This window comes from Mesorhizobium sp. P171375 (assembly GCF_057786075.1).
The window spans coordinates 1,595,499-1,617,552 of record NZ_JBYNWF010000001.1 but is presented as its reverse complement, the minus strand read 5'-3'; the positions used below and the strand labels follow the sequence as shown (position 1 = coordinate 1,617,552).

At 63.8% G+C, this 22,054-nt stretch carries 17 protein-coding genes; 7 read left to right on the top strand and 10 right to left on the bottom strand.

Annotated features, from left to right (window positions below; genetic code table 11):
* The first annotated feature begins 397 nt into the window (after window positions 1-397).
* On the top strand, window positions 398-2,386 hold the full coding sequence (locus ACYHH6_RS07880; protein ID WP_352587026.1) for a long-chain fatty acid--CoA ligase: 1,989 nt from the start codon (window positions 398-400) through the stop codon (window positions 2,384-2,386).
* A gap of 44 nt (window positions 2,387-2,430) precedes the next feature.
* The gene (locus ACYHH6_RS07875) at window positions 2,431-3,156 is read left to right on the top strand and encodes a class I SAM-dependent methyltransferase (protein WP_352587023.1); all 726 of its coding nucleotides are present in this window, start codon (window positions 2,431-2,433) and stop codon (window positions 3,154-3,156) included.
* A gap of 243 nt (window positions 3,157-3,399) precedes the next feature.
* On the opposite strand, the gene ACYHH6_RS07870 is transcribed toward ACYHH6_RS07875, so the two are convergent.
* The 7 genes from ACYHH6_RS07870 to pgi form a co-directional block, all read right to left on the bottom strand.
* On the bottom strand, window positions 3,400-5,868 hold the full coding sequence (locus ACYHH6_RS07870) for an adenylate/guanylate cyclase domain-containing protein (protein ID WP_352587383.1): 2,469 nt from the start codon (window positions 5,866-5,868) through the stop codon (window positions 3,400-3,402).
* A gap of 79 nt (window positions 5,869-5,947) precedes the next feature.
* Window positions 5,948-7,042, bottom strand: a complete 1,095-nt coding sequence (locus tag ACYHH6_RS07865; RefSeq protein ID WP_112560666.1) for a branched-chain amino acid ABC transporter substrate-binding protein — start codon at window positions 7,040-7,042, stop codon at window positions 5,948-5,950.
* A 361-nt stretch (window positions 7,043-7,403) separates the two neighbouring features.
* Window positions 7,404-7,634: a hypothetical protein gene (locus ACYHH6_RS07860; RefSeq protein ID WP_352593662.1), complete on the bottom strand. Its 231-nt coding sequence runs from the start codon at window positions 7,632-7,634 to the stop codon at window positions 7,404-7,406.
* Window positions 7,631-8,824, bottom strand: a complete 1,194-nt coding sequence (locus ACYHH6_RS07855) for an IS91 family transposase (RefSeq protein ID WP_352593664.1) — start codon at window positions 8,822-8,824, stop codon at window positions 7,631-7,633. The genes ACYHH6_RS07860 and ACYHH6_RS07855 overlap by 4 nt, the downstream gene beginning before the upstream one ends.
* Before the next feature lie 2 nt (window positions 8,825-8,826).
* Entirely contained in the window at window positions 8,827-9,735 is a 909-nt protein-coding gene (locus ACYHH6_RS07850) for a tyrosine-type recombinase/integrase (protein WP_352593666.1), read from the bottom strand.
* 241 nt (window positions 9,736-9,976) lie between these two features.
* On the bottom strand, window positions 9,977-10,708 hold the full coding sequence (locus tag ACYHH6_RS07845) for an HAD family hydrolase (RefSeq protein ID WP_352582083.1): 732 nt from the start codon (window positions 10,706-10,708) through the stop codon (window positions 9,977-9,979).
* Complete coding sequence (gene pgi, locus ACYHH6_RS07840; protein WP_352583257.1) at window positions 10,705-12,348, bottom strand: glucose-6-phosphate isomerase; 1,644 nt, start codon at window positions 12,346-12,348, stop codon at window positions 10,705-10,707. The genes ACYHH6_RS07845 and pgi overlap by 4 nt, the downstream gene beginning before the upstream one ends.
* A gap of 388 nt (window positions 12,349-12,736) precedes the next feature.
* On the opposite strand from pgi, the gene pdxR reads away from it, so the two are divergent.
* A complete protein-coding gene (pdxR, locus tag ACYHH6_RS07835; RefSeq protein WP_112560664.1) occupies window positions 12,737-14,230 on the top strand; it encodes a MocR-like pyridoxine biosynthesis transcription factor PdxR in 1,494 nt (497 codons plus the stop codon).
* A 208-nt stretch (window positions 14,231-14,438) separates the two neighbouring features.
* Entirely contained in the window at window positions 14,439-16,061 is a 1,623-nt protein-coding gene (locus ACYHH6_RS07830; protein ID WP_352582085.1) for a trimethylamine methyltransferase family protein, read from the top strand.
* 16 nt (window positions 16,062-16,077) lie between these two features.
* Here the strand turns inward: ACYHH6_RS07830 and ACYHH6_RS07825 are convergent, their stop codons facing one another.
* A complete protein-coding gene (locus tag ACYHH6_RS07825) occupies window positions 16,078-16,476 on the bottom strand; it encodes a hypothetical protein (protein ID WP_352582087.1) in 399 nt (132 codons plus the stop codon).
* A 136-nt stretch (window positions 16,477-16,612) separates the two neighbouring features.
* On the opposite strand from ACYHH6_RS07825, the gene ACYHH6_RS07820 reads away from it, so the two are divergent.
* Complete coding sequence (locus tag ACYHH6_RS07820; RefSeq protein ID WP_352582089.1) at window positions 16,613-17,032, top strand: GFA family protein; 420 nt, start codon at window positions 16,613-16,615, stop codon at window positions 17,030-17,032.
* Window positions 17,033-17,092: 60 nt separating this feature from the next.
* Here ACYHH6_RS07820 and ACYHH6_RS07815 read toward each other — a convergent pair whose 3' ends face one another.
* A complete protein-coding gene (locus ACYHH6_RS07815; protein WP_352582091.1) occupies window positions 17,093-18,898 on the bottom strand; it encodes an IlvD/Edd family dehydratase in 1,806 nt (601 codons plus the stop codon).
* Window positions 18,899-19,043: 145 nt separating this feature from the next.
* Between ACYHH6_RS07815 and ACYHH6_RS07810 the strand changes: the two genes are divergently transcribed.
* Window positions 19,044-19,496, top strand: a complete 453-nt coding sequence (locus tag ACYHH6_RS07810; protein WP_112560659.1) for an SRPBCC family protein — start codon at window positions 19,044-19,046, stop codon at window positions 19,494-19,496.
* 235 nt (window positions 19,497-19,731) lie between these two features.
* On the opposite strand, the gene ACYHH6_RS07805 is transcribed toward ACYHH6_RS07810, so the two are convergent.
* The gene (locus ACYHH6_RS07805) at window positions 19,732-20,910 is read right to left on the bottom strand and encodes an Mrp/NBP35 family ATP-binding protein (RefSeq protein WP_352583259.1); all 1,179 of its coding nucleotides are present in this window, start codon (window positions 20,908-20,910) and stop codon (window positions 19,732-19,734) included.
* Window positions 20,911-21,067: 157 nt separating this feature from the next.
* Between ACYHH6_RS07805 and ACYHH6_RS07800 the strand changes: the two genes are divergently transcribed.
* Window positions 21,068-21,967, top strand: coding sequence for a LysR family transcriptional regulator (locus ACYHH6_RS07800; RefSeq protein WP_352582093.1), 900 nt, complete (start codon window positions 21,068-21,070; stop codon window positions 21,965-21,967).
* The last annotated feature ends 87 nt before the right edge of the window (window positions 21,968-22,054 follow it).

Below are 22,054 nucleotides of genomic sequence, written 5' to 3'. Positions count from 1 at the left end.
GAACACCTTGTTTGCCTACCCCACCGTAAGCAGAAAATATTTCTCGCCTTTTGCTCGATTTCAGAAATAAATAGCAAAATCTGCTAATCACGGGATTGTTAACGACCGCATTTTTTCATTGATGACCGATATCGCTGGAACAATGATCCACGGGCCTGGGGTCCCTCATGCCATCGCGACAAGCTAGTGCCTAAGGCCACAGCGCGGGACAGGTTTTGACGGCAAATCTTTGCCGTCCTGCCGTCGGGGCAAGACTTGCACGGCCGCCGATAGTCGCAATAGATAGATGACACGCCGGATTTCCCGGAATACGCGACATCGCTGCAGCGGAGGACGCCTCACAACGCCGAGGCGGTGCAGCATGGAGCAGGCAACGAACGACTGAGGGAGGCTAGAGGTGGCAAAAGCAACAAAGACAACGGCCCCGGCGAAAGCAAAAGCGGCAACTGCTTCAAAACCCGCCACTGCTGCCGCCAAGCCGAAAGCGCCACCGGCCAAGACCGCCGCCAAGCCCAAGGCAGCCAGCGCGCCGGCGAAGGCAAGCGCCAAGCCGGCAGCGAAACCTGCGACCAAGCCCGCGGCCGCGAAGACAGCACCTTTTGCAAAGCCTGCCGCCAGCCCTGCAGCGAAAACGGCGGCGGCAAAGCCGGCCTCAAAACCGGCGCCGAGCCCCGCTAAAAAACTGCCGAAGACGCTGACGGCGCTTGCCACAGGCTTGCCGGACAAGCCGTGGCTCAAAAGCTATTCGAAAGCCATGCCGGCCGAGATTGGAGCCCTGCCCTACAGTTCCATCGGCGACTTCCTGGTCGGCGCCTGCAAACAGTTTTCCGGCCAGCCGGCTTTCGTGTGCATGGGCAAGTCGATCTCCTATGCCGAACTCGAGCGGCAATCGGCCGCCTTCGGCGCCTATCTGCAATCGAAGGGTCTGCAGCAGGGCGCCCGCGTGGCGCTGATGATGCCGAATGTGCTGCAATATCCGGTGGCGATGATGGCTGTGCTTCGCGCCGGCTATGTCGTGGTGAACATCAATCCGCTCTACACGCCGCGCGAGCTCGAACATCAGCTCAAGGATTCCGGTGCGCAGGCGATCGTCATTCTGGAGAATTTCGCCAGCACCCTGGACGCGGTGATCGCCAGGACGGCGGTCAAGCATGTAGTGGTCGCGGCAATGGGCGACATGCTCGGCGGCCTCAAGGGGACGATCGTCAACCTCGTCGTGCGGCGGGTGAAGAAGATGGTGCCGTCCTGGTCGCTGCCCGGCCATGTCAAGTTCAATGCAGCCGTGAAGGCCGGCGCCGGTATCGCCTTCAAGCCAGCCAAGATGGAAGCAAGCGACGTCGCCTTCCTGCAATATACCGGCGGCACCACGGGGATTTCCAAAGGTGCTGTGCTGCTGCACTCCAATGTGCTGTCCAATGTGGCGCAGAACACGCTGTGGCTGCAGGACGCCTACGCGATCAAGCCGAAGCCGGCGCATCTCAACTTCATTTGCGCGCTGCCGCTCTACCATATCTTCGCGCTGACGGTGAACGCGCTGATGGGTATGCAGCAGGGCGCCCAGAACGTGCTGGTTCCCAACCCGCGCGACATACCCGGCTTCGTCAAGGAACTGCAGAAATACCCGATGCACATTTTCCCGGGCCTCAACACGCTGTTCAACGCACTGCTCAACAATGAGGATTTCCGCAAGCTCGACTTCAAACCGCTGATCATGACGCTGGGCGGCGGCATGGCGGTGCAGAAGGGGGTTGCCGAGCGCTGGAAGGCGTTGACCGGCAACTCGATCACCGAGGGCTATGGGCTGTCGGAGACCTCGCCCGTGGCCACCGCCAACAGGTTCAGCGACAGCAATTTCACCGGCACGATCGGCCTGCCGCTGCCCTCGACCGAAATCGTCATCCGCGACGATGACGGCAACAATCTGCCGCTGGGCGAGGTCGGCGAGATCTGCATCCGCGGGCCGCAGGTGATGGCCGGTTACTGGAACCGGCCGGATGAGACCGCCAAGGTGATGACCAAGGACGGTTTCTTCAAATCCGGCGACATGGGCTTCATGGACGAGCGCGGCTACACCAAGATCGTCGACCGCAAGAAAGACATGATCCTGGTCTCCGGCTTCAACGTCTATCCGAACGAACTCGAGGAAGTCGTCGCCCAGCATCCGGGCGTGCTGGAAGTGGCGGCAATCGGCGTGCCGGACGAGCATTCGGGCGAGGTGCCAAAATTGTTCGTGGTCAAGAAGGACCCGGCGCTGACCGTCGAGGCACTGACCGCCTATTGCCGCGAGAACCTGACCGGCTACAAGCGGCCGAAATACATCGAGTTCCGGACCGAACTGCCGAAGACGCCGGTGGGCAAGATTTTGCGCCGGGCGCTGCGGGAATAGTGGATGATTTGCGGGACGGTCCTGGCGATGGCGGGATCGCGGACGTGGTTCGACGTCCCGGCCCGGCAGCGTTCATCAAGGCGAACCTGCGGCTAGCGCCCGTTCCCGCGCTTCCCGAAATCCAGCTCTATACGGCTCATCCCGGAAGTGGCCTGAGGCGGCTGGTCGATCCGCATCAAAGCGCGGACGACGATGCGGTCGAGCCGGACGACGATGCGCCCGAACCGCAGCCACCCTACTGGGCCTATGCCTGGGCCGGCGGCGCGGTACTTGCGCGCTATCTACTCAGCCAGCCGCAAAGCGTGGTCGGCCGCCGCGTGCTCGATCTCGGCGCCGGCTCCGGCCTCGTCGGCATCGCCGCCGCGAAGGCCGGCGCCAGCGCGGTGATGGCGGCCGAGATCGACCGCAACGGCGTTGCCGCAATCGGCCTCAACGCGGCGGCCAACGGTGTCGAGATCACCATTCTCGACCAGGATATCACCACGGGCCTGCCGCCGGCGGTCGACGTCGTGCTCGCAGGCGACGTGTTCTACGATCGCGAGGTTGCCCTGCGGGTTATCCCATTCCTCGACCGCTGCCTGGCAGCCGGCATCGAGGTGCTGGTCGGCGATCCCCGTCGCAACGACCTACCGCTGTCAAGACTGCGGTTGCTGGCGGAGTATCAGGTGCCGGATTTCGGCGACGCAAAGGGTGCTGAGACCAGGCCGAGCGGTGTCTTCGCGTTCGAGCCGGATGATCGTAGCACCAAGATCAAAACCAAATCACTCTGAATGACGATCCGACCTCATGGCGGACCTATGCCTCGCGCGAGGAGAACGGGAGCTATGCGCTATATCCGGACCTTGCCAGTGATGCCGTGAATGTTAAGTCTCGGCTCCGATGCGGACGTTCCGCCCGAGTTCGAAGACTGACCGCGACCGTTCTGCGGCCTTCGCATCTATAGCGCCCATGAGCGGCGTCCCACATCCCACTCCTTGCGTCCATTGGGAGGGGTCGTTGTGGACCAAGCCCTACTACCCGGGCTTGTGACAAAGCCGATCCAGCGCGTCTCGAAGTGCAGTGGCGGCATCGCCACGCTCGTCAGGGGACATAAGCTCCGGTTCAAGTTCCAGCCTGAAATGCGGCAGTTCGGTTCGAACAGCACGACGAGCGCCCGCCAGATTGGCCTTCAGATCGATGACGCGGTAGGTGGCGACGGGATAGGCGATCCCCTTGACCTGGACGTGCCCCATCTCCTCACAATCGATCGTGTCCTTCACTTGCGCAAACGTCTCGTAGGAAATGAGGATGGCCCCCGGTGCCGCCTCCTGTTCCAGGCGCGAGGCGAGATTCACGGCGCCGCCGATTATCGTGTAGTCCATCCGGTCCTCGCTGCCGAAGTTGCCGACGGTGCAGTAGTCGGTATGGATGCCGATGCGGCAGCGCAGCGGTGTTTCGATCCCCATGTCCCGCCAGACTTCGGTAAGCTCGCTGATCCGCTTTTGCATGGCAAGCGCCATCTGTACGCAAGCCAGCGCGTCCTCCTTGACGCCGCGCGTCTCAGGGTCGCCGAAAAACATCAGGATCGCGTCGCCGACATACTTGTCGATCGTGGCACCATGATCCGAGGCGATTTTCGACATTTCCGTCAGGTAGTGATTGAGGAGTTGGGTGAGATCCTCGGACTCCATCTTGTCGGTGGTCTCGGTAAAGCCGGCGATGTCGGAGAAGCATATGGTCAGCTTCTTGCGCTGACTGGCGATTCTAACGTCTTGGCGGCCGGTGAATATCGAGCTGTACACTTGGGGCGCCAAATATTTGGCCAGCTTGCTGGAAAGCGCCTCTAGGGCAGTGGACTTCTCGGCGAGGTTCTCCTCCCTTTGCTTCAGCTCGGTGATGTCCGAATAGACGGCGACCGTGCCGCCGGCGCTGATGCGCCGCTCGCTTATCATGATCCATCGTCCGTCGCCCCGCCGCTGCACCCATGGTTCGTCAGGGTTGCGGTGCCGCCACAGGCGCTCGGCAACCCACTCATCGACCCGCCCCTCGGCATCCCTGATGTAGCCGCGCTCGGCGGATCGGCGAATAATCTCCTCGAACGCCATGCCAGGGGTTAGCTCGGCCTCCAGACCGGCGTATAGCAGTTCGCGGTAGCGGCTGTTGCTAAGGACAAGCCGGTCCTCTCTGTCATAGAGAGCGAAACCTTCGGAAATGCTTTCGATGGCATCGACTAGCCGCTGACGCGCTTCTGCAACGTCGCGCAAGTTCTTTTCCTCGACCTCGACAGCGGTATCCCGGAAGAGGCTCAGCGCCTCGGCCATGCGCCCGATTTCGTCGCTGCCCGCGGCCGGCAGCGGCGCACGAAGATCGCCGCCCGCGATCGCGAGCATACCCTGGCTCACCGCTCCCAGACGGGCGAGAAGGCTGCGGTCGACATAGAGCCAGACGACCAGAACCGAACTCAACAGGCTGAGAAAGGCGGAGCCGAGGACAACTCCGGTGCCGTAGCGCTGGACGAGCGCGGCTTCGCGACCGGAGGCAGCGATCTCGCGGTCCGCTGCTGCGACAAGACGGTCGACGGCAGCTGTGAGACTGCGCGACAGCCGATTGTTTTCGGCCAGAAGCTTTTCGCCCTGCGCGAGGACCGCAAGCTCCTCCTCCCGTGCCTTCGGGATGCTGTTCTCACCATCGGTTAGTGCCTTGAACTCGTCCACCCGCTGCCGGAAACGGGCCTGCAGCTTTTCGTCGATCTCCGAGGAAGCCGTTTCCACAGCGGCAAGCGAGCGGCGCAGCGGAAACAGGATCAACGCCAGGTCGCCCCGCGTTGGCGCGGTCGCGGCCTTCACCAGCGCGTCGTTGACCGCCAAGATCTCCAGCAGCGCCTTCTGCTGGGGGATGTAAGCCGCAATCGCCTGGACCAGGTCGGCCATTGCCGCTGCGCGTCGATCGGGCGACAGCGACGTATCAGCCGCGACCGCCCGCCATTGCGGGAGCCTGGAATCCATCACCAGGATGCCGGTGGCCAGAAGGCGGTGGCTTCCGGTCGTCGTCGCGGCGAGGCTGTTCAGGAGCTCCTCCTTGCGGGCGACCACATCGAGCCGGGCGACAACCAGAGAGTCGAGCTCCTTCAGGTTGCGTCTCAGAACAACCGCGGCTTCCTCGATCTCAGCCAAAGGCACTGTGCCCAGCGTGGCATCCCTGAGGTCCGTGCGCAGGGCCTCGAGGCGGGACATCTCGAGCGCGACGGCAGCCGAGACCTCGCTGTGCTGAGCCCTGCTTGTCGCCGCCAGCACCGATGGCGCGGCAGCAGCGACCCGTTCGGCCTGGCGCGACAGCTGGAGGGAGGCCAGCGCCGACGGCACCCGATCCGTGGTAATTCGGTCGACGACGTCGCCGACCTGGAGGAAGGCATAAAGCGCCGCAGCGGTTGCCAGCACCGCAAGGGCGCTGATCCCGAAAAAGGCGAGCAACAGCCGGCCGCGTATGCCGAGCCGTTCAAGCATCGCGGTGAGTCGGAACAATCCAGCCACACTGGTCTGCATCAGACTAACGTCTCAGGCGGCACGCCGGCATTCGGCGAACCTATTCAACCGGCACGTACTCCCCGCCTTGCCAGACGTACCAAACCCAGCTCTGCCTCGTGAGGTCGCCCTTGTCGTCGAAGTCGACCCGGCCCATGACGGTGTCGAATTCCTGTTCGTGCAGTGTCGCGATGATCGCTTTCGGCTCCAGCGAACCTGCCTTCGCGACCGCCTGGGCCCAGACCTGGACCGCGCAGTAGCTCAACAGCGTGTAGCCCGCGGGCTCGAAGTTCTCCGCACGGAACTGCTCCACGATCGCGGCTGCGCCGGCATTTCGCCGCGGGTCCGCCGGGAAGGTGAACAGGGTTCCCTCCGCCGCTGAGCCTGCGATCAGGGCGAATTCCTCGGTAGCCAAGGCATCTCCGGATATGAGCTGAACCGTGTAGCCACGGTCGTGTGCAGCGCGAGCAATCAGCGCAACCTCGGCATGATACCCACCCACATACAAGGCTGAGACGCCAGCGGTCTGCAACGCAGCGACCTCGGCTGAATAGTCGTCCTTCCCGGGCGTGTAAGCGTCGTAAACAGCTTCAGTCACGCCCCGTTTGTTCAGTTGCTTCCTGGTCTCGTCGGCGAGACCCTTCCCATAGGTCGAATTGTCGTGAAGGATTGCAATCTTCTTGTCGCCCCAGCGATCGGCAAGGTGGTTGCCGGCGATGAAACCTTGCGCGTCGTCGCGGCCAATGGTGCGAAAGACATTGGCACGGCCCTGTTCGGTCAGCTGCGGATTGGTCGAGCCTGGGGATATCTCAACGACGCCCGCCTCCTCGTACACTTTTGATGCGGGGATCGAGGCCCCGGAGCAATAATGCCCGACGACGAGCACCACCCCGTCAGCCACCAGCTTCTGGGCGGCCGCGACCGCTTGCTCGGGATCGCAGAAATCGTCGACCGAGATGAGCCTCACCTTCTGGCCGAGCACGCCGCCCGCCGCGTTGACGTCGGCCACCGCCATCTCCGCGCCGCGCTGTCCCTGCTCGCCGATCCAGGCAAGCCGTCCTGTCATCGCAGCCGAGACCCCGATCAGCACCTCAGCCCGCGCGGAACCGAAGACGGCCGCGAGAACCACGATCGCTATGGCGATGACACGGTGCATGTGTGCACCCCCTTACCTGTAGCTTACGCTAATCCCGTCAGAGCCGACAGCCCCTTCGGCAAGCGCGAGTGTCTCGGGCTGCTATTGCAGCGCACACCCAATTTGGCGAAGCAATCATACACTGGAATGGCGTGTAACTTCGTTCGCTGAGGTCGGAATCGCGCGCCAAATCCGGACGTTACCACTGACCGGCGTGAGCGTCGCGATTGGGTCAGATCGCGACGATGCCCGCGCCGACCTGAATGTCAGCTCTTGAAGATTCCGCAGCCTGAAGCTGCCAGTCCGCTGTCGTGAAGAGTTTCGGGCGCCGGCAGGCGTACGAAAGTCCCCGAGGAAGGAACCCGTGGGCCACAGTCGATGGCTATGGGGATTTCGATTTGCGGCTGGTGTCGGCGACGGCGCGACCGCCGCCGGCAAGCGTCGGTTTTGATGTGGACGGACCGCTTCGCCTTTCAGCCACGCGGTATTGTCGGCTCGGCGCGCGGCCGGACGCGACCCGTTCGGCGTCGATGATCACCATGGACACGCGTGGGTCCGTTGCCGGAGGCTGGGCGCCTGCGGCTGAACGCTGGAGCATGCCATGCCGGGTCATGGAGAGTTCTCCCGGTTCGTCGCGGTGGTGTCCGGCGGTCCGCGCGGCTGTCGCCACCGTTCGAACGTCTCGATGATGATCATGCTTCCGCCGCAGCATCGGCATGGCGGACGGAAGTCAGTCGGTTCTACCGAGTTGTCGTCCTCCGACGGCGCAGCAACGTTCAGCAGTTCGCGGGCGCGTGCGAGGCTGCCTTTGCGGGAGCCGCCGGCGAGCAGGCCGTAGTGACGGATGCGGTGGAAGCCGCGCGGCAGGATGTGGAGCAGGAATCGGCGGATGAACTCGTCGGTGGCGAGTGTCATGACCTGCTGCCGATCGGTGCCGTCACGACGATAGTCCTTGTAGCGGAACGTGACCCCTGCTTCATCGAACCGGATGAGGCGGCGGTTCGAGATCGCAACCCGGTGGGTATAGCGGGACAGATAGGCGAGCACTGCCTCCGGCCCGGCGAACGGCGCCTTGGCGTACACCACCCAGCGCTTCTTGCGGACCGGCGACAGGTGCCGCACGAATGCCTGCCGCGCGGACAGGTGCGCCATAAATCCGAAGAAGGCGAGCCGTCCTGCGTCGTGCAGAGCGACCAGCCGGGTGAGGAAGAGCCGTCGGAACAGCTTGCCGAGTACGCGCACCGGAAGCAGGAAGGCCGGCCGAGAAGATATCCAGCGGCTTCCGTCCGGCGCGATGCCGCCGCCCGGCACGATCATGTGGACATGCGGATGGAGCGTCATCGCCGAGCCCCAAGTGTGAAGGACGGCGGTGATGCCGATGCGCGCGCCGAGATGCTTTGGATCCGCCGCGATCGTCAGCATCGCCTCCGCTGCCGCCTTGAACAGCAGGTCGTAGACGAGCGCCTTGTTCTGGAACGCGATGTCGGCGACCTCGGCGGGCAGCGTGAACACGACATGGAAGTAGCCGACCGGCAGCAGGTCGGCCTCGCGCTCGGCCAGCCACGTCCGCGCCGCCGCGCCCTGGCACTTCGGGCAGTGCCGGTTGCGGCAGGAGTTGTAGGCGATCCGCCATTGGCCGCAGTCCTCGCAAGCCTCGACGTGACCGCCAAGGGCTGCGGTGCGGCAATACTCGATCGCCGACATGACCTTGAGCTGCTGCAGGCTCAGATGACCTGCGTGGGCGGCCCGGTAAGCGGGTCCGGCAGCACGGAAGACGTCGGCAACCTCGATCGAGGCGCGCACGCTCAGCCGTCGGATGAGATCTCTTCCGGCTTGAACAGGCCAAGCTTGTCGAGCGGGCTCGTGACCGTGCGCACCGTTCGGGTCGCCACCTTCGCGTAAAGGGCGGTGTTGTTGAGCTTGGCATGCCCGAGCAGGACCTGGATGATCCGGATGTCGGTGCCGTCCTCCAGCAGGTGGGTGGCGAAGCTGTGGCGCAGCGTGTGCGGCCCGACCCGCTTGGCGATGTCGGCGGCCTGGGCCGCCTCGACGACGATGCGATAGAGCTGCCGCGTGCTGATCGGCTTCATCGCGTGCTGTCCGGGGAACAGCCAGCCGTCACGGTGCATCACGCCCTGCTGACGTCCGACCTTCCACCACTCACGCAGAAGCGTGAGCAGGTCCTCCGAGAGCATGGCATTGCGATAGCGCCCGCCCTTGCCACGCTCGACGCGCAGCAGCATGCGCTCGCTGTCGACGTCGGCAACCTTCAGCATCGACACCTCGGCGACACGCAGGCCCGCGCCATAGGCGACTGACAATGCGGCCTGGTGCTTGAGACACGTGGTGGCGTTGAGCAGCCGGGCCACCTCGTCGCGGCTGAGCACCACGGGCAGGTTGCGCGGATGCGCCAGCCGGACAAGCCTGCGCGCCAGGTCCGGGCGGTCGAGCGTGTGGGTGAAGAAGAAGCGCAGTGCCGACACGATGCTGTTCATCGTTGGCACGGGAACGCCGTCCTCCTGCTGCTCGATCTGGAACCGGCGCAGGTCGTCGGCGGTAGCGGTGTCTGGTGAACGCCCGAGGAATGTCGCCAGGCGTCCGATGTCGCGGAGATAGTTGCGCTGCGTCTCGCGTGAGAAGCGCCGCATGTTCATGTCGTCGATCAGCCGCTGGCGCAGCGGGCTGACGGGTGCATCGAGAACGGGATGGTGCATGGTCAGGCTCCTTGTTGAAGAAGCCCGCCATGCTCTGCCGCTGCCGAACCACCCTCAATGCGAGCGCGACGTCCGGGTCGTGATCGCTACCTCACCCCACGCGCCCATCCCGCGCAGCGGGTTCGTTCCTCGGCCCAAAACAGACGTTCGGTACTTCGATTCTCGATGTCAGCTAACCACCCATGTCGGCCATCGACGAGAAGCCCAAGTCGATTTGGCTTCAACCCCTCAAAGCCTTCCGTCAGACCGTCTCCTTGACCCGCGCCGACAGAAAGTCCGGCAAGTCGGCAACGGAATCCAGAACGACATCGGCGATCGACGACAGCGATTCACGCGTGCCGGTGCCGGAGAGCACGCCGATCGCCAGCCCGCAGCCGCCGGCGCGTGCCATCTCCAAATCGTGACGGTTGTCGCCGACCATGACGATCTCGGCCGGCCTCAGCCCGGTCAGGTCGCAAAAGGCGAGGATGGTGTCCGGCGCCGGCTTCGGATTGGCCACCGCGTCATAACCATAGGCGGCGTCGAACAGCTGGGCGACGCCGAGCGTGACCATGGTCTTCTCCGCACCGGCGGTCGAATCGTTGGTGGCGACGCCGAGCCGGTAGGCGCGTTTGTGCAGCGCCGTCAGCGCGGCAACGATGCCGGGCAGCGCCACCGCCATCGACGAGCCTTGCACCGAGGTGATCTCGTTGAAGCGGGCGACGGCCAGCATCTGGTCCTCGTCGGACAGCCGCGGGAACCACAATTCGACGACATCCATATTGGTGCCCGAGGCAAAGATCGAATCGGGCCTGAAACGTTTGTTGACGAAATCGAAGCCTGCCGCCGACAGCAGCCTGTCGGCCTTCCAGCGATCGCCCTCGGCGGCATCCATGGCCATGAAATCGGCAATGCTGAGCCAGGTCGCGTTGAAATCGACGAGCGTGCCGTCCTTGTCGAACAATATGCCCTTGATGTCCGCCGGGTTTTTCATGCCGCACCCCGCAATTCCTGGATGCGCGCCACCAGCCCGGCAGTGGAAGCGTCGCGCTTGGCGGCGCTCTCCTTGCCTTCCACGACAGGCAACAGGCCGGTCGCCAGTTCCTTGCCGAGCTCGACGCCCCACTGGTCGAAGGAATTGATGTTGAACAAAGTGCCCTCGACGAAGACGCGGTGCTCATAGAGCGCAATCAACCGGCCGAAAGTGCGCGGGTCGAGCTTGCGATAAAGGATGGTCACCGACGGGCGATTGCCGGAGAAGACGCGGTGCGGGGCTATTCTGTCGACATCGGCCGGCTTCATGCCCTTGGCCAGCATCTGCGTGCGCGCCTCTTCAAGCGTGCGGCCTTTCATCAGCGCTTCCGACTGCGCCAGGCAATTGGCGAGCAAGAGATCGTGCTGGTGCTTAAGATCAGGTTCGTGGCCGACAGCAGCGGCAAGGAACTCGACCGGGATGAAATCGGTGCCCTGGTGCAGCAGCTGGAAGAAGGCGTGCTGGCCATTGGTGCCGGGCTCGCCCCAGACCAGCGGTCCAGTTGGCGTCGTCACCGGCGTGCCGTCAAGGGTGACGCCCTTGCCGTTCGATTCCATGTCGAGCTGCTGCAGATAGGCCGGCAGCCTGGACAGACGCTGGTCATAAGGAATGACCGCACGGGCGGGATAACCGCAGATCACGCGATGCCACCAGCCGACCAGCCCCAGCAGCGCCGGCAGGTTCTTCTGCAGGGGGGCGGTGCGGAAGTGCTCGTCCATCTCATGCGCGCCATCGAGAAAGGCGCGGAAATTGCGCGGGCCGATGGCAATCATCACCGGCAGGCCGATGGCGCCCCACAACGAATAGCGGCCGCCGACCCAGTCCCAGAAGCCGAACACGCGGTCCGCTTCAATGCCGAATTTGGCCACCAGGTCGAGCGCGGTCGAGACGGCGGCGAAATGCTTGCCGACGGCTTCCTTGCCGAGCGCCTTCTGCACCCATTTGCGTGCCGTCTCGGCATTGGTCATCGTTTCGACCGTGGTGAAGGTCTTCGAGGCAATGATGAACAAGGTGGTTTCGGCGGACAGGCCCTTCAGCGTGTCATGGATATGGGCGCCGTCGATGTTGGAGACGTAGTGCGCGCGCGGGCCGTCGTGATAGGGCGCCAGTGCCAGCGTCGCCATGGCCGGGCCGAGATCTGAGCCGCCAATGCCGATGTTGACGATATCGGTGATCTTTTTGCCGGTGGCGCCGGCGGCCTTGCCCGAGCGAATGGCGTCGGCAAAGGCGCCCATGGCGTCGAGCACGGCAAGTACATCCGCCTTGACGTCCTGGCCGTCGACCGTGACGCCCTTGCCCGAGAGGTTGCGCAGCGCCGTGTGCAGCACGGCGCGGTCCTCGGTGATGTTGATCTTCTTGCCGGAGAACATCGCGGCGCGGCGCCCTTCGAGGTCGGCGGCGCCGGCGAGCTTTTCGAGCAGCTCCATGGTGCGCTGATCGACCGCGCATTTCGACCAGTCGAGCAGAAGGTCGCCGTCGCTGGCCGAGAATGTCTCGAAGCGCTTGGGGTCGGCGGCAAAAGCCTCTCGCATCGTGCCCGATGCCGCCGCGCGCGCAGCACGCAAGGCGACAAGCTGTTTGTCGAAGGAGGAATGATCCACTGCCGGCTCCTGATACTTTTTCATGACATCTTATCAGACCGGATGTTTCCGGCGCGTGTCGCGGTGGAGTTATTGAGCCGAATTCCATTTCTTTCAATGCGTGGGGATGACGCAGTGCGGGATGGATGACGCAGCGCGGGATGACGGGCGACGATGCTTCGCGTCGCGCCGGGAGATCGAGGCAAGGCGACGACGCTGCGCGTCGCGCTGGGGATGTTGCTGCTTACAGCGCACGCGACGACGCTTCGCGTCGCGCCGGCGTCGCGCGAAGGATCACTGGCATAAATCCCAGCGATCAGAAAAATTGATTGGCGCAACCCCTTGTGCCACGGTTACCTTCCGCTGGTCCAGCCAAGCAAAAAAGTTTGGCCATCGAGGAACATCTCCCATGCCACAGCGTAACGACACGGCCATATGGTCCGGCCTGTTCCGGATTTCGGCGGAATCGGGCCAGACCCTGCAGGCGCAGATTCGCCAGGCGATCGTCGCCGCTATCCTCGACCGGCAGATCGCCGCTTCGATGCCGCTTCCGTCCTGCCGCATCCTGGCCGAAAAACTCGGCGTCGCGCGCGGCACCGTGGTGCTGGCGTTCCAGCAGCTGGTCGACCAGGGTTTCCTGGTGGCGCGCGAACGGCGTGGCCATTTCGTCAACCCGGATGTGCTGGCCACCCCCGCCAAGCCGCACCAGAAGGCGCCGGACCAGCAGAACGAGATCGACTGGAAGGCACGCCGGCAGATCGCCGCCAGCGACATGCCGCCGCCGGCCAAGCACGACAACTGGATCAAGTCGTCCTACCCCTTCGTCTACGGCCAGTTCGACCCGGCGCTGTTCCCGACCGCCGAATGGCGCGAGTGCAACCGCATGGCGCTGGCGGTGCTCGAGATCCGTAACTGGGCCTCCGACATGGTCGATCGCGACGATCCGCTCTTGATCGAGCAGATCCAGGCGCGACTGCTGCCGCGGCGCGGTATCTTCGCCAATCCGGACGAGATCATCGTCACGCTCGGCGCGCAGAACGCGCTCTATATGCTGGCGACGCTGCTGATGACCAAGGGCTCGAAGGTGGCGATGGAAGACCCCGGCTATCCCGACGCGCGCTCGATCTTCCGGCTGGCCGGCGCCGACATCCAGCCGGTTCCGGTCGACCAGTCCGGCATCGTAACCTCTTCCATCCCCAACGATTCCGGGTTCGTCTTCGTCACCCCCAGCCACCATTGCCCGACCATGGTGCCACTGTCGGCGGAGCGGCGGCAGGATCTTCTGGCGCGCGCCAACCGGCACAACCAGATCATCATCGAGGACGGCTATGACAGCCAGCTTCTCGACGAGGCACCGCAGCAGGCGCTGAAGAGCCTCGATCGTTCAGGCCGCGTCATCTATGTCGGCTCGATGTCGAAGACGCTGGCTCCAGGCTTGCGGCTTGGCTACATCGTGGCTTCGGCTGGACTAATCGCGGAACTCAGGGCGCTGCGCCGCTTCATGCTGCGGCACCCGCCGGCCAACAACCAGCGCGCCGTCGCGCTGTTCCTGTCGCTCGGCCATCACGAGGCCCTGGTGCGGCGGCTGTCGTCGGCCTTCGATGAGCGGCGCAAGCGTCTGGTCCATGCGATTTCCGCATTCCTGCCGGAATGGCGCTCGACCGATTCGGCCGGCGGCACATCGCTCTGGCTGGAAGGGCCGCGTGGCACCGATTCACGCGGACTGGCCGAGGCTGCGGCGTCGCGCAGCGTCATCATCGAGCCCGGCGACCGCTTCTTCGACCGTACCGAAAAGCCGTCGCGTTTCATGCGCTTGGGCATTTCCTCGATCGCGCTGCAGCACATCGAGCCGGGCATCCGCGAGCTGGCGACCGCGGCCGGGCGCAGGCCGGCAGCCGCCTGATTTCCTCGTGCCGGGGCCCTGAACGGCCCCGGTCCCCGACATCCTTCCCAGCACTGTTCTTTAGTTCCCTGGCATATGCGACGGGGTCCACTGGCCCATAGGCTGTGCCAATGCCGGCGGCATAGTCGGCGGACAAAGGGGACGAAGCAGGCCGACGGTGGACCAATCACCGCGTCCGGTTTCGCAAGCTAAAGGTGGAGTGCCTCCCATGTCAGTGGCTCTTGAGAAGCAGGATGCGGCTCTTAAGGATGCAGCTCTTAAGCAAGAAGCGTTGGGCGACCAGCGTTCGCGGCGATCCGGCGGGCGCGAAGCGCGCCGCGCCATGCGGGCCGCACCGCTGGCCGACGACATCAGGCCGGTGCGCGCCGGCCTCGAAGGCGGCAGCTACGGCCCGCTCAACAGGAACGACCAGGAGCGCATCCATGAAGCGGTGCTGACGCTGCTGGAAACCGTCGGCTTCGCCAATGCCATTCCCTCCTGTATCGAAGCGCTGACCGGGGTCGGCGCCGTCTATGGCGATGACGGCCGCATCCGCTTTCCGCGCGGCCTGGTGCTGGACACGATCAAGAAAGCGGCGCGGAATTTCACCCTGCACGGCCAGGACCCGAAGCATGACATGCTGATCCAGGGTAAGCGCGTGCATTACGGGACCGCGGGTGCCGCGGTGCATCTGGTCGATGTCGAAAAGCGCGAATACCGCGAGTCGCTGGTGCAGGACATTTACGACGCCGCCCGCCTCGTCGAAGGGCTCGACAACATCCACTTCTTCCAGCGGCCGATGGTGCCGCGCGACATTCCCGATCCGCTCGAAATGGACTTCAACACGCTCTACGCCTGCGTGATGGGAACGTCCAAGCATGTCGGCACCTCGTTCACGGTGCGCGAGAACGTGCAGCCGGCGCTGGAAATGCTGTATGCGATCGCCTGTGGCGAGGAGAATTTCCGCGCCCGGCCTTTCGTCTCCAACTCCAACTGTTTCGTCGTGCCGCCGATGAAGTTTGCCGAGGATGCTTGCGGCGTGCTTGAGGCATGTGTCGAAGGCGGCATTCCGATCCTGCTCCTGTCGGCCGGCCAGGCCGGCGCCACCGCCCCGGCGGCAATTGCCGGGGCAGTGGTCCAGGCAGTGGCCGAAGTGCTCGTCGGTCTCATCTATGTCAACGCCATCAAGCCGGGGCATCCGGCGATCTTCGGCACCTGGCCGTTCGTCTCCGACTTGCGCACGGGCGCCATGTCGGGTGGCTCGGCCGAGCAGGCGGTGCTGACTTCGGCCTGCGCGCAGATGGCGCAATTCTACGATCTGCCGGGCGGTTCGGCCGCCGGCATGACGGATTCGAAGCTGCCCGACATCCAGTCCGGCTATGAAAAGGGCATCACCGATGTGATGGCTGGCCTGGCCGGCCTCAACCTCGTCTATGAATCGGCAGGGATGCATGCCTCGCTGCTCGGCTTCTGCCTGGAAAGCCTGATCATCGACAACGACATGCTGGGCCATTGCCTGCGCTGCGTGCGCGGCATCGAGGTGACAGACGAAGCGCTGTCGATCGACACCATCACTGAAGTCTGCATGAATGGCCCGGGCCATTATCTCGGCAACGAGCAGACGCTGCGGTTGATGCAGACCGAATATTTCTATCCGGCCGTCGGCGACCGCTTTTCGCCGAAGGAATGGAATGAAAAGGGCCGGCCCGACATCTTGCAGCGGGCGATCATCGAGAAGAAACGCGTGCTGGCCGAGCGCTTCCCTCGCCATGTGCCGAAGCTGCTCGACGACAAATTGCGCGCCCGCTTCGGCGAGATGATCAAGCTGCCGCGCAGTGGCATGGGTGGGTAAGCCTAACCTTACGAAATCAGTCCGCGCTTAGCCCAAATCGCTTGACGACCTCGGCGCTGATCAATTTGGCATGCAGCGCCATCAGCACGATCTGCGCATCCAGGCTGTCGCCGGTCTCAAGCGCAGCTTCGATGCGGCGCTCCGCTTCCAGCCGCCGCTCCGGGCCATTGGCCTGCTCGAAGGTTTCCGGCCCAGCAACACAGTAGCTGAACAGCTGCGCAACGGATCGATAGGCGTCCGACGGCGGCTCGTCCGGCCAATGGTCTTTCATCAGATTGACGATGGTGAGCTTGACGCCCTCGGGAACAAGCGCCGGATGAAGGTCGGCCCCGCGCAGCGCGTTGTCGAGTTCCCGCAAGTCGCCGGAGCGACCGAACATGCCGAGGAAACCGAGGGAAGAACGCCGTTTGGTCATTGATGATCCTGTCTGACTTTCAATCCATATGGTGTCGCGCGCTCGCTGTTGCACATACGAGCCGGCTTGCCTCGGGCGACCAGCAGACTATTTGGCGGCTGTACACACACCGGACGAAGCAGGAGGAGGGAGAGCCATGAAACGGACCTATCACGGCAGCTGCCATTGCGGTGCGGTGCGTTTCGAGGCCGATCTCGACCTCGACGAGGGCATCCGCAAATGCAACTGCAGCTTCTGCTGGAAGCTCGGCTACAGGAAATCCTTCGCGGGGTTCGAGGCGCTACGCGTGACCGACGGCCGCGACCGGATGCGGGAATACAAAGCGAGCCCCTCCAACTGGCCGGAAGGTGACATCAACCACTATATGTGCCCGACCTGCGGTGCCAATATCTTCTCACGTGGGTTCCTCGATGTCATGGGCGGCAATTTCTGGGCGGTGAATGTCGCCTGCCTCGACGATGCCAGCGAAGAGGAGCTCGCCGCGGCGCCGGTCATTTACGAGGATGGCAAGCGCAACCGGCAGGACCAGGCGCCGGAGATCACCAGTTATCTCTAGAACAAGGTATTACGGCGGCATGATCGCTCAAACCGCCGTAAAGCTAAGGGCGCGCAGGCCTCAGTGATTGTCCCTTGGCACGCCGCGTGTGTGCGCGACGTCCTGGTATTTCACCGCCGGCTTCAGCACCATGCCTTCCGAGAACTGGTCGACCATGGAGCGCTGGATTTCCTGCCATGGCGTCTGGTGCTTGGGGTAGTGATAGCCGCCATCGTTCTGCAGTTCAGCGCGGCGGCGCGTGATTTCCTCGTCGGTGACGAGGATGTTGGCGGTGCCTTTGCGTAAGTCTATGCGCACACGATCGCCGGTCTTGAGCAGCGCCAGGCCGCCGCCAATGGCGGCTTCGGGCGAGGCGTTGAGGATCGACGGCGAGCCCGACGTGCCTGACTGGCGGCCGTCGCCGATGCAGGCAAGCGCATGGATGCCCTTCTTGATGAGATAGGCGGGCGGCTGCATGTTGACGACTTCGGCGCCGCCGGGATAGCCGATCGGGCCGGCGCCACGCATGAACAGTATGGTATGCTCGTCGATGCCTTGCGCCGGATCGTCGATGCGGGCGTGATAGTCTTCCGGGCCGTCGAAGACCATGGCATTGCCTTCAAAGGCTTCCGGGTCCTTCGGGTTGGACAGATAGCGTTCGCGGAATTCCGGCGAGATGCCGCTGGTCTTCATGATCGCCGAATCGAACAGATTGCCGCTGAGGTTGATGAAGCCGGCATTGACCTTCAGTGGCTTGTCGGCGCTGCGGATGACATCCTGGTTCTCGTTGGCCACGCCGCGGCAATTGTCGCCGATCGACTTGCCGTTGACGGTGACGGCGTCGGGATGCGGCAAAAGCCCGGCCTTCAAAAGCTCGGCCACCACCGCCGGCACGCCACCAGCATGGTGGTAGTCCTCGCCGAGATACTCGCCGGTCGGCTGCAGATTGACGAGCAGTGGCACGTTGAGGCCGATTTTCTGCCAGTCGTCATTGTTGAGCGGCACGCCGAGATGGCGGGCGATCGCATTGAGATGGATCGGCGCATTGGTCGAGCCGCCTATCGCCGAATTGACGACGATGGCATTCTCGAACGCCTGACGCGTCATGATGTCAGAGGGCTTCAGATCCTCATGCACCATCTCGACGATGCGCTTGCCCGTCTCGTAGGAAATCTGGCCACGCTCGCGGTAGGGTGCGGGGATGGCGGCCGAGCCCGGCAGTTGCATGCCGAGCGCCTCGGCCAGCGAGTTCATCGTGGTGGCGGTGCCCATGGTGTTGCAATAGCCGGTGGACGGCGCCGAGGAGGCAACGATGTCCATAAACTCGTCATAGTCGATCTCGCCGGCCGACAGCCGCTGGCGCGATTCCCAGACGATGGTGCCGGAGCCCGTGCGCTTGCCCTTGTGCCAGCCATTGAGCATCGGGCCGACCGAGAGCGCGATGGCCGGAATGTTGACGGTGGCCGCCGCCATCAAGAGCGCCGGCGTGGTCTTGTCGCAACCGATGGTCAGCACGACGCCGTCGAGCGGGTAGCCGTAGAGCACCTCGACCAGGCTGAGATAGGCAAGGTTGCGGTCGAGTGCCGCGGTCGGGCGCTTGCCGGTTTCCTGGATCGGATGGCAAGGGAATTCGAAGGGGATGCCGCCCATCGAGACGATGCCTTCGCGCACGCGCTTGGCCAGTTCGATATGGTGGCGATTACAGGGCGACAGATCCGAACCGGTCTGGGCGATGCCGATCAACGGCTTGCCCGACATCAGTTCGGCCCGCGTCAGCCCGTAATTCAGGTAGCGCTCGAGATAGAGCGCTGTCATGCCCGGATTGTCGGGATTGTCGAACCACTCCTGCGAGCGAAATTTCTTTTTGCTGGTGGGGGCGCCTGCCATCGTGGTCTCCGTATTTGTAAGACAAATCGATATGGCAACGCGCCTTGGCAGGCAAGAGGTCACACAAGCGCACCCAGACTTTGGTGCGATAGACAGGCGTCGGACCCTGCGTTAGGCCTTTTCGGAGCAACGCGGGAGGGTATCGATGGCTTTGGTGATCGAAGGCGAGGAACGCATTGCCGCCCCCCTGCAGAAAGTCTGGGAGGCGCTGAACGATCCTGACGTGCTGCGGGAAAGCATTCCCGGCTGCCAGAACCTGGAGATGAAATCGCCGACCGAAATGGCGGCGACGGTGGTGGTGAAGATCGGACCGATCAAGGCGACCTTCAACGGCGAAGTGACGCTGAAGAATTTGAAGCCGCCGCACGCCTACACCATCCAGGGCGAAGGCAAGGGCGGCATTGCCGGCTTCGCCAAGGGCGGTGCCGATGTCACGCTGACAGCGGACGGGCCGGATGCGACAGTGCTCAAATACGCCGCCAAGGCCGATGTCGGCGGCAAGATCGCCCAGCTCGGCAGCCGGCTGATCGAATCGACGTCGAAGAAACTGGCCGGGCAGTTCTTTTCGACATTTGGCGAGAAGGTGGGCGCAGCTTAAGTTGCGCCGCAAGAACTACGCCTAGTTATCCGGCGCTGGCGCCGCCCCTCATTGTCCTGCCGGACATTTCTCCCCGTATAGTGACGGGGAGAAAGACGCCGTGCCGACGGTTTCGCCAATAATCGTCAACGGTGCAGGACAAGCGGCGAGGTCGCGACAGCCCCCCTTCTCCCCGTCACTATACGGGGAGAAGGTGCCGGCAGGCGGATGAGGGGCAGCGCTGACCTAACGAAAATTACTCGAACACGATGCTCGGCACCGCCGCTGCGGCCGCGCCACGTTCTTCGTTGACCCGGTCCCAGACCTTCGAAGCAATATCGCGGTAGATCTTCGCCTCGGCGCTATCGGGCTTCGACGCCACCACCGGTGCACCTTCATCCGAGCTTTCGCGAATGCCCATTTCCAGCGGCACTTCGCCAAGGAAGGTCACGCCGAGACGTTCGGCTTCGCGCCGGGCGCCACCATGGCCGAAAATGTCGTAGCGCTTGCCGGTGTCCGGGGCGACGAAATAGCTCATATTCTCGACAATGCCGAGCAGCGGCACGTCGACCTTCTTGAACATGTTCAACCCCTTGCGGGCGTCGATCAGGGCCAGGTCCTGCGGCGTCGAGACGATGACTGCGCCGGCCAGCGGCACCTGCTGGGCCATGGTCAACTGGGCGTCGCCGGTGCCAGGCGGCATGTCGACGACGAGCACGTCGAGCCGGCCCCATTCGACTTCGCGCAGCATCTGCGTCAACGCCGACATCACCATCGGGCCACGCCAGATCATCGGCGTCTCCTCATCGACGAGAAAACCCATCGACATCACCTTGAGGCCGTAATTCTCCATCGGTTTCAGGATCTTGCCGTCGACCGTCTGCGGCCGGCCATGGATGTTGAGCAGCCTTGGCATGGACGGCCCGTAAATGTCGGCATCGAGCACGCCGACCCGTAGGCCATTGGCGGCGAGCCCTAGCGCGATGTTGACGGCGGTGGTCGACTTGCCGACGCCGCCCTTGCCGGACGCAACCGCGATAATCGCCTCGATGCCGGGCACGCCACGCTTGCCCGAGCTCTGCGAGGCCGGGGCGTGCGGAGCCGCGCGTGGCGCGGTTGGCGGAGCCGGCGGTGCCGGTCTGGGTGCGGGGCGCGCCGGAACCGGCGCCTCCATTCCGCCGCCCTTCTTTTCCGCCGTCAGCGCGACGACGGCGCCGGCGACGCCGGGAATCGCCTTGACGACACGCTCGGCGGCGGCGCGCAATGGTTCCATCTCCTGCGCGCGGGCAGCGGGAACGGTGATCGAGAAGAATACTTTCGAATCGGCGATGAAAATCTCCGAAACCATGCCGAGATCAACGATGTTGCCGGTGAAGTCCGGCCCGTTGACCGTCTTCAGGCGCTCGGTGACGATTTCCTTGGTGACGGACATCAGGTCTTCCTTATGCAAGCTTGCGCCTGAGATAATGCAGTTTCCCGGCAGAACCAAGTCGTGGCGCAACAGCCGCAGTGCTCTGCCCGGAAATCGACGGAATGGCTGAGGTGCCCAACTGCGTCTGGCGCCGGCGCCCGGCGCCGGTTAGCTTGCGCCAATGATCGACAAGCTGGAATTCTTCATCGCGCTTGCCAGGGAGGAGCATTTCGGCCGGGCGGCGGAACTGTGCGGCGTCACCCAGCCGACGCTTTCGGCCGGGATCAAGCAGCTGGAGGGCCAGCTCGGCGTGATGCTGGTGCTGCGCGGCTCGCGTTTCCAGGGCCTGACGCCAGAGGGCAAGCAGGTGCTGATATGGGCGCAGCGCATCGTCGGCGATACACGCGCAATGCGCGAGGAGATGCGGGCGGCGCGCCACGGCCTTTCCGGCCGCATCCGCATCGCCGCCATCCCGACCGCGCTTGCCATGGTGGCGCGGCTGACGACGCCGTTTCGGGCCAAGCATCCCGGCGTGACCTTTTCGATCCTGTCGCGCACCTCGATCGAGGTGCTGTCGCTGCTCGGCAATCTCGACATCGATGCCGGCATCACCTATCTCGACAACGAGCCGCTCGGGCGGGTGACCAGCGTGCCGCTTTATGACGAGCGCTACCAGCTGATCACCGCGGTCGGAAATCCCTATTCCGACCGCGACAAAGTGACATGGGCCGAGCTCAGCCAGCTGCCGCTCTGCCTGCTGACGCCGGACATGCAGAACCGCCGCATCATCGATCAGCATCTGGCCGAAGCCGGCACGCAGGTGCGGCCTACGCTGGAATCCAATTCGATGATCGTTCTGTTTTCGCATATAAGGACCGGGAAATGGTCGTCGATCATGCCACTTAACCTGGCGGAAACATTCGGCTTTTCCGAACCGATCCGGGCCATTCCGATCGTCGAGCCGGATGCCAGCCACACCGTTGGGCTGGTTGCCGCACCGCGCGAGCCGCACACGCCGCTGGTACAGGCGCTGCTGGACGAGGCGATGGCGCTGGCAGACGATTTCCGCAACCACCGCTAGGCTAGACAATGCAGGCTGACGGGTTTCGATAGAAGATTTCTATCGAGCAACGGATCAGCTTTATTGATTTCGGGGGTTTCCTCTGAT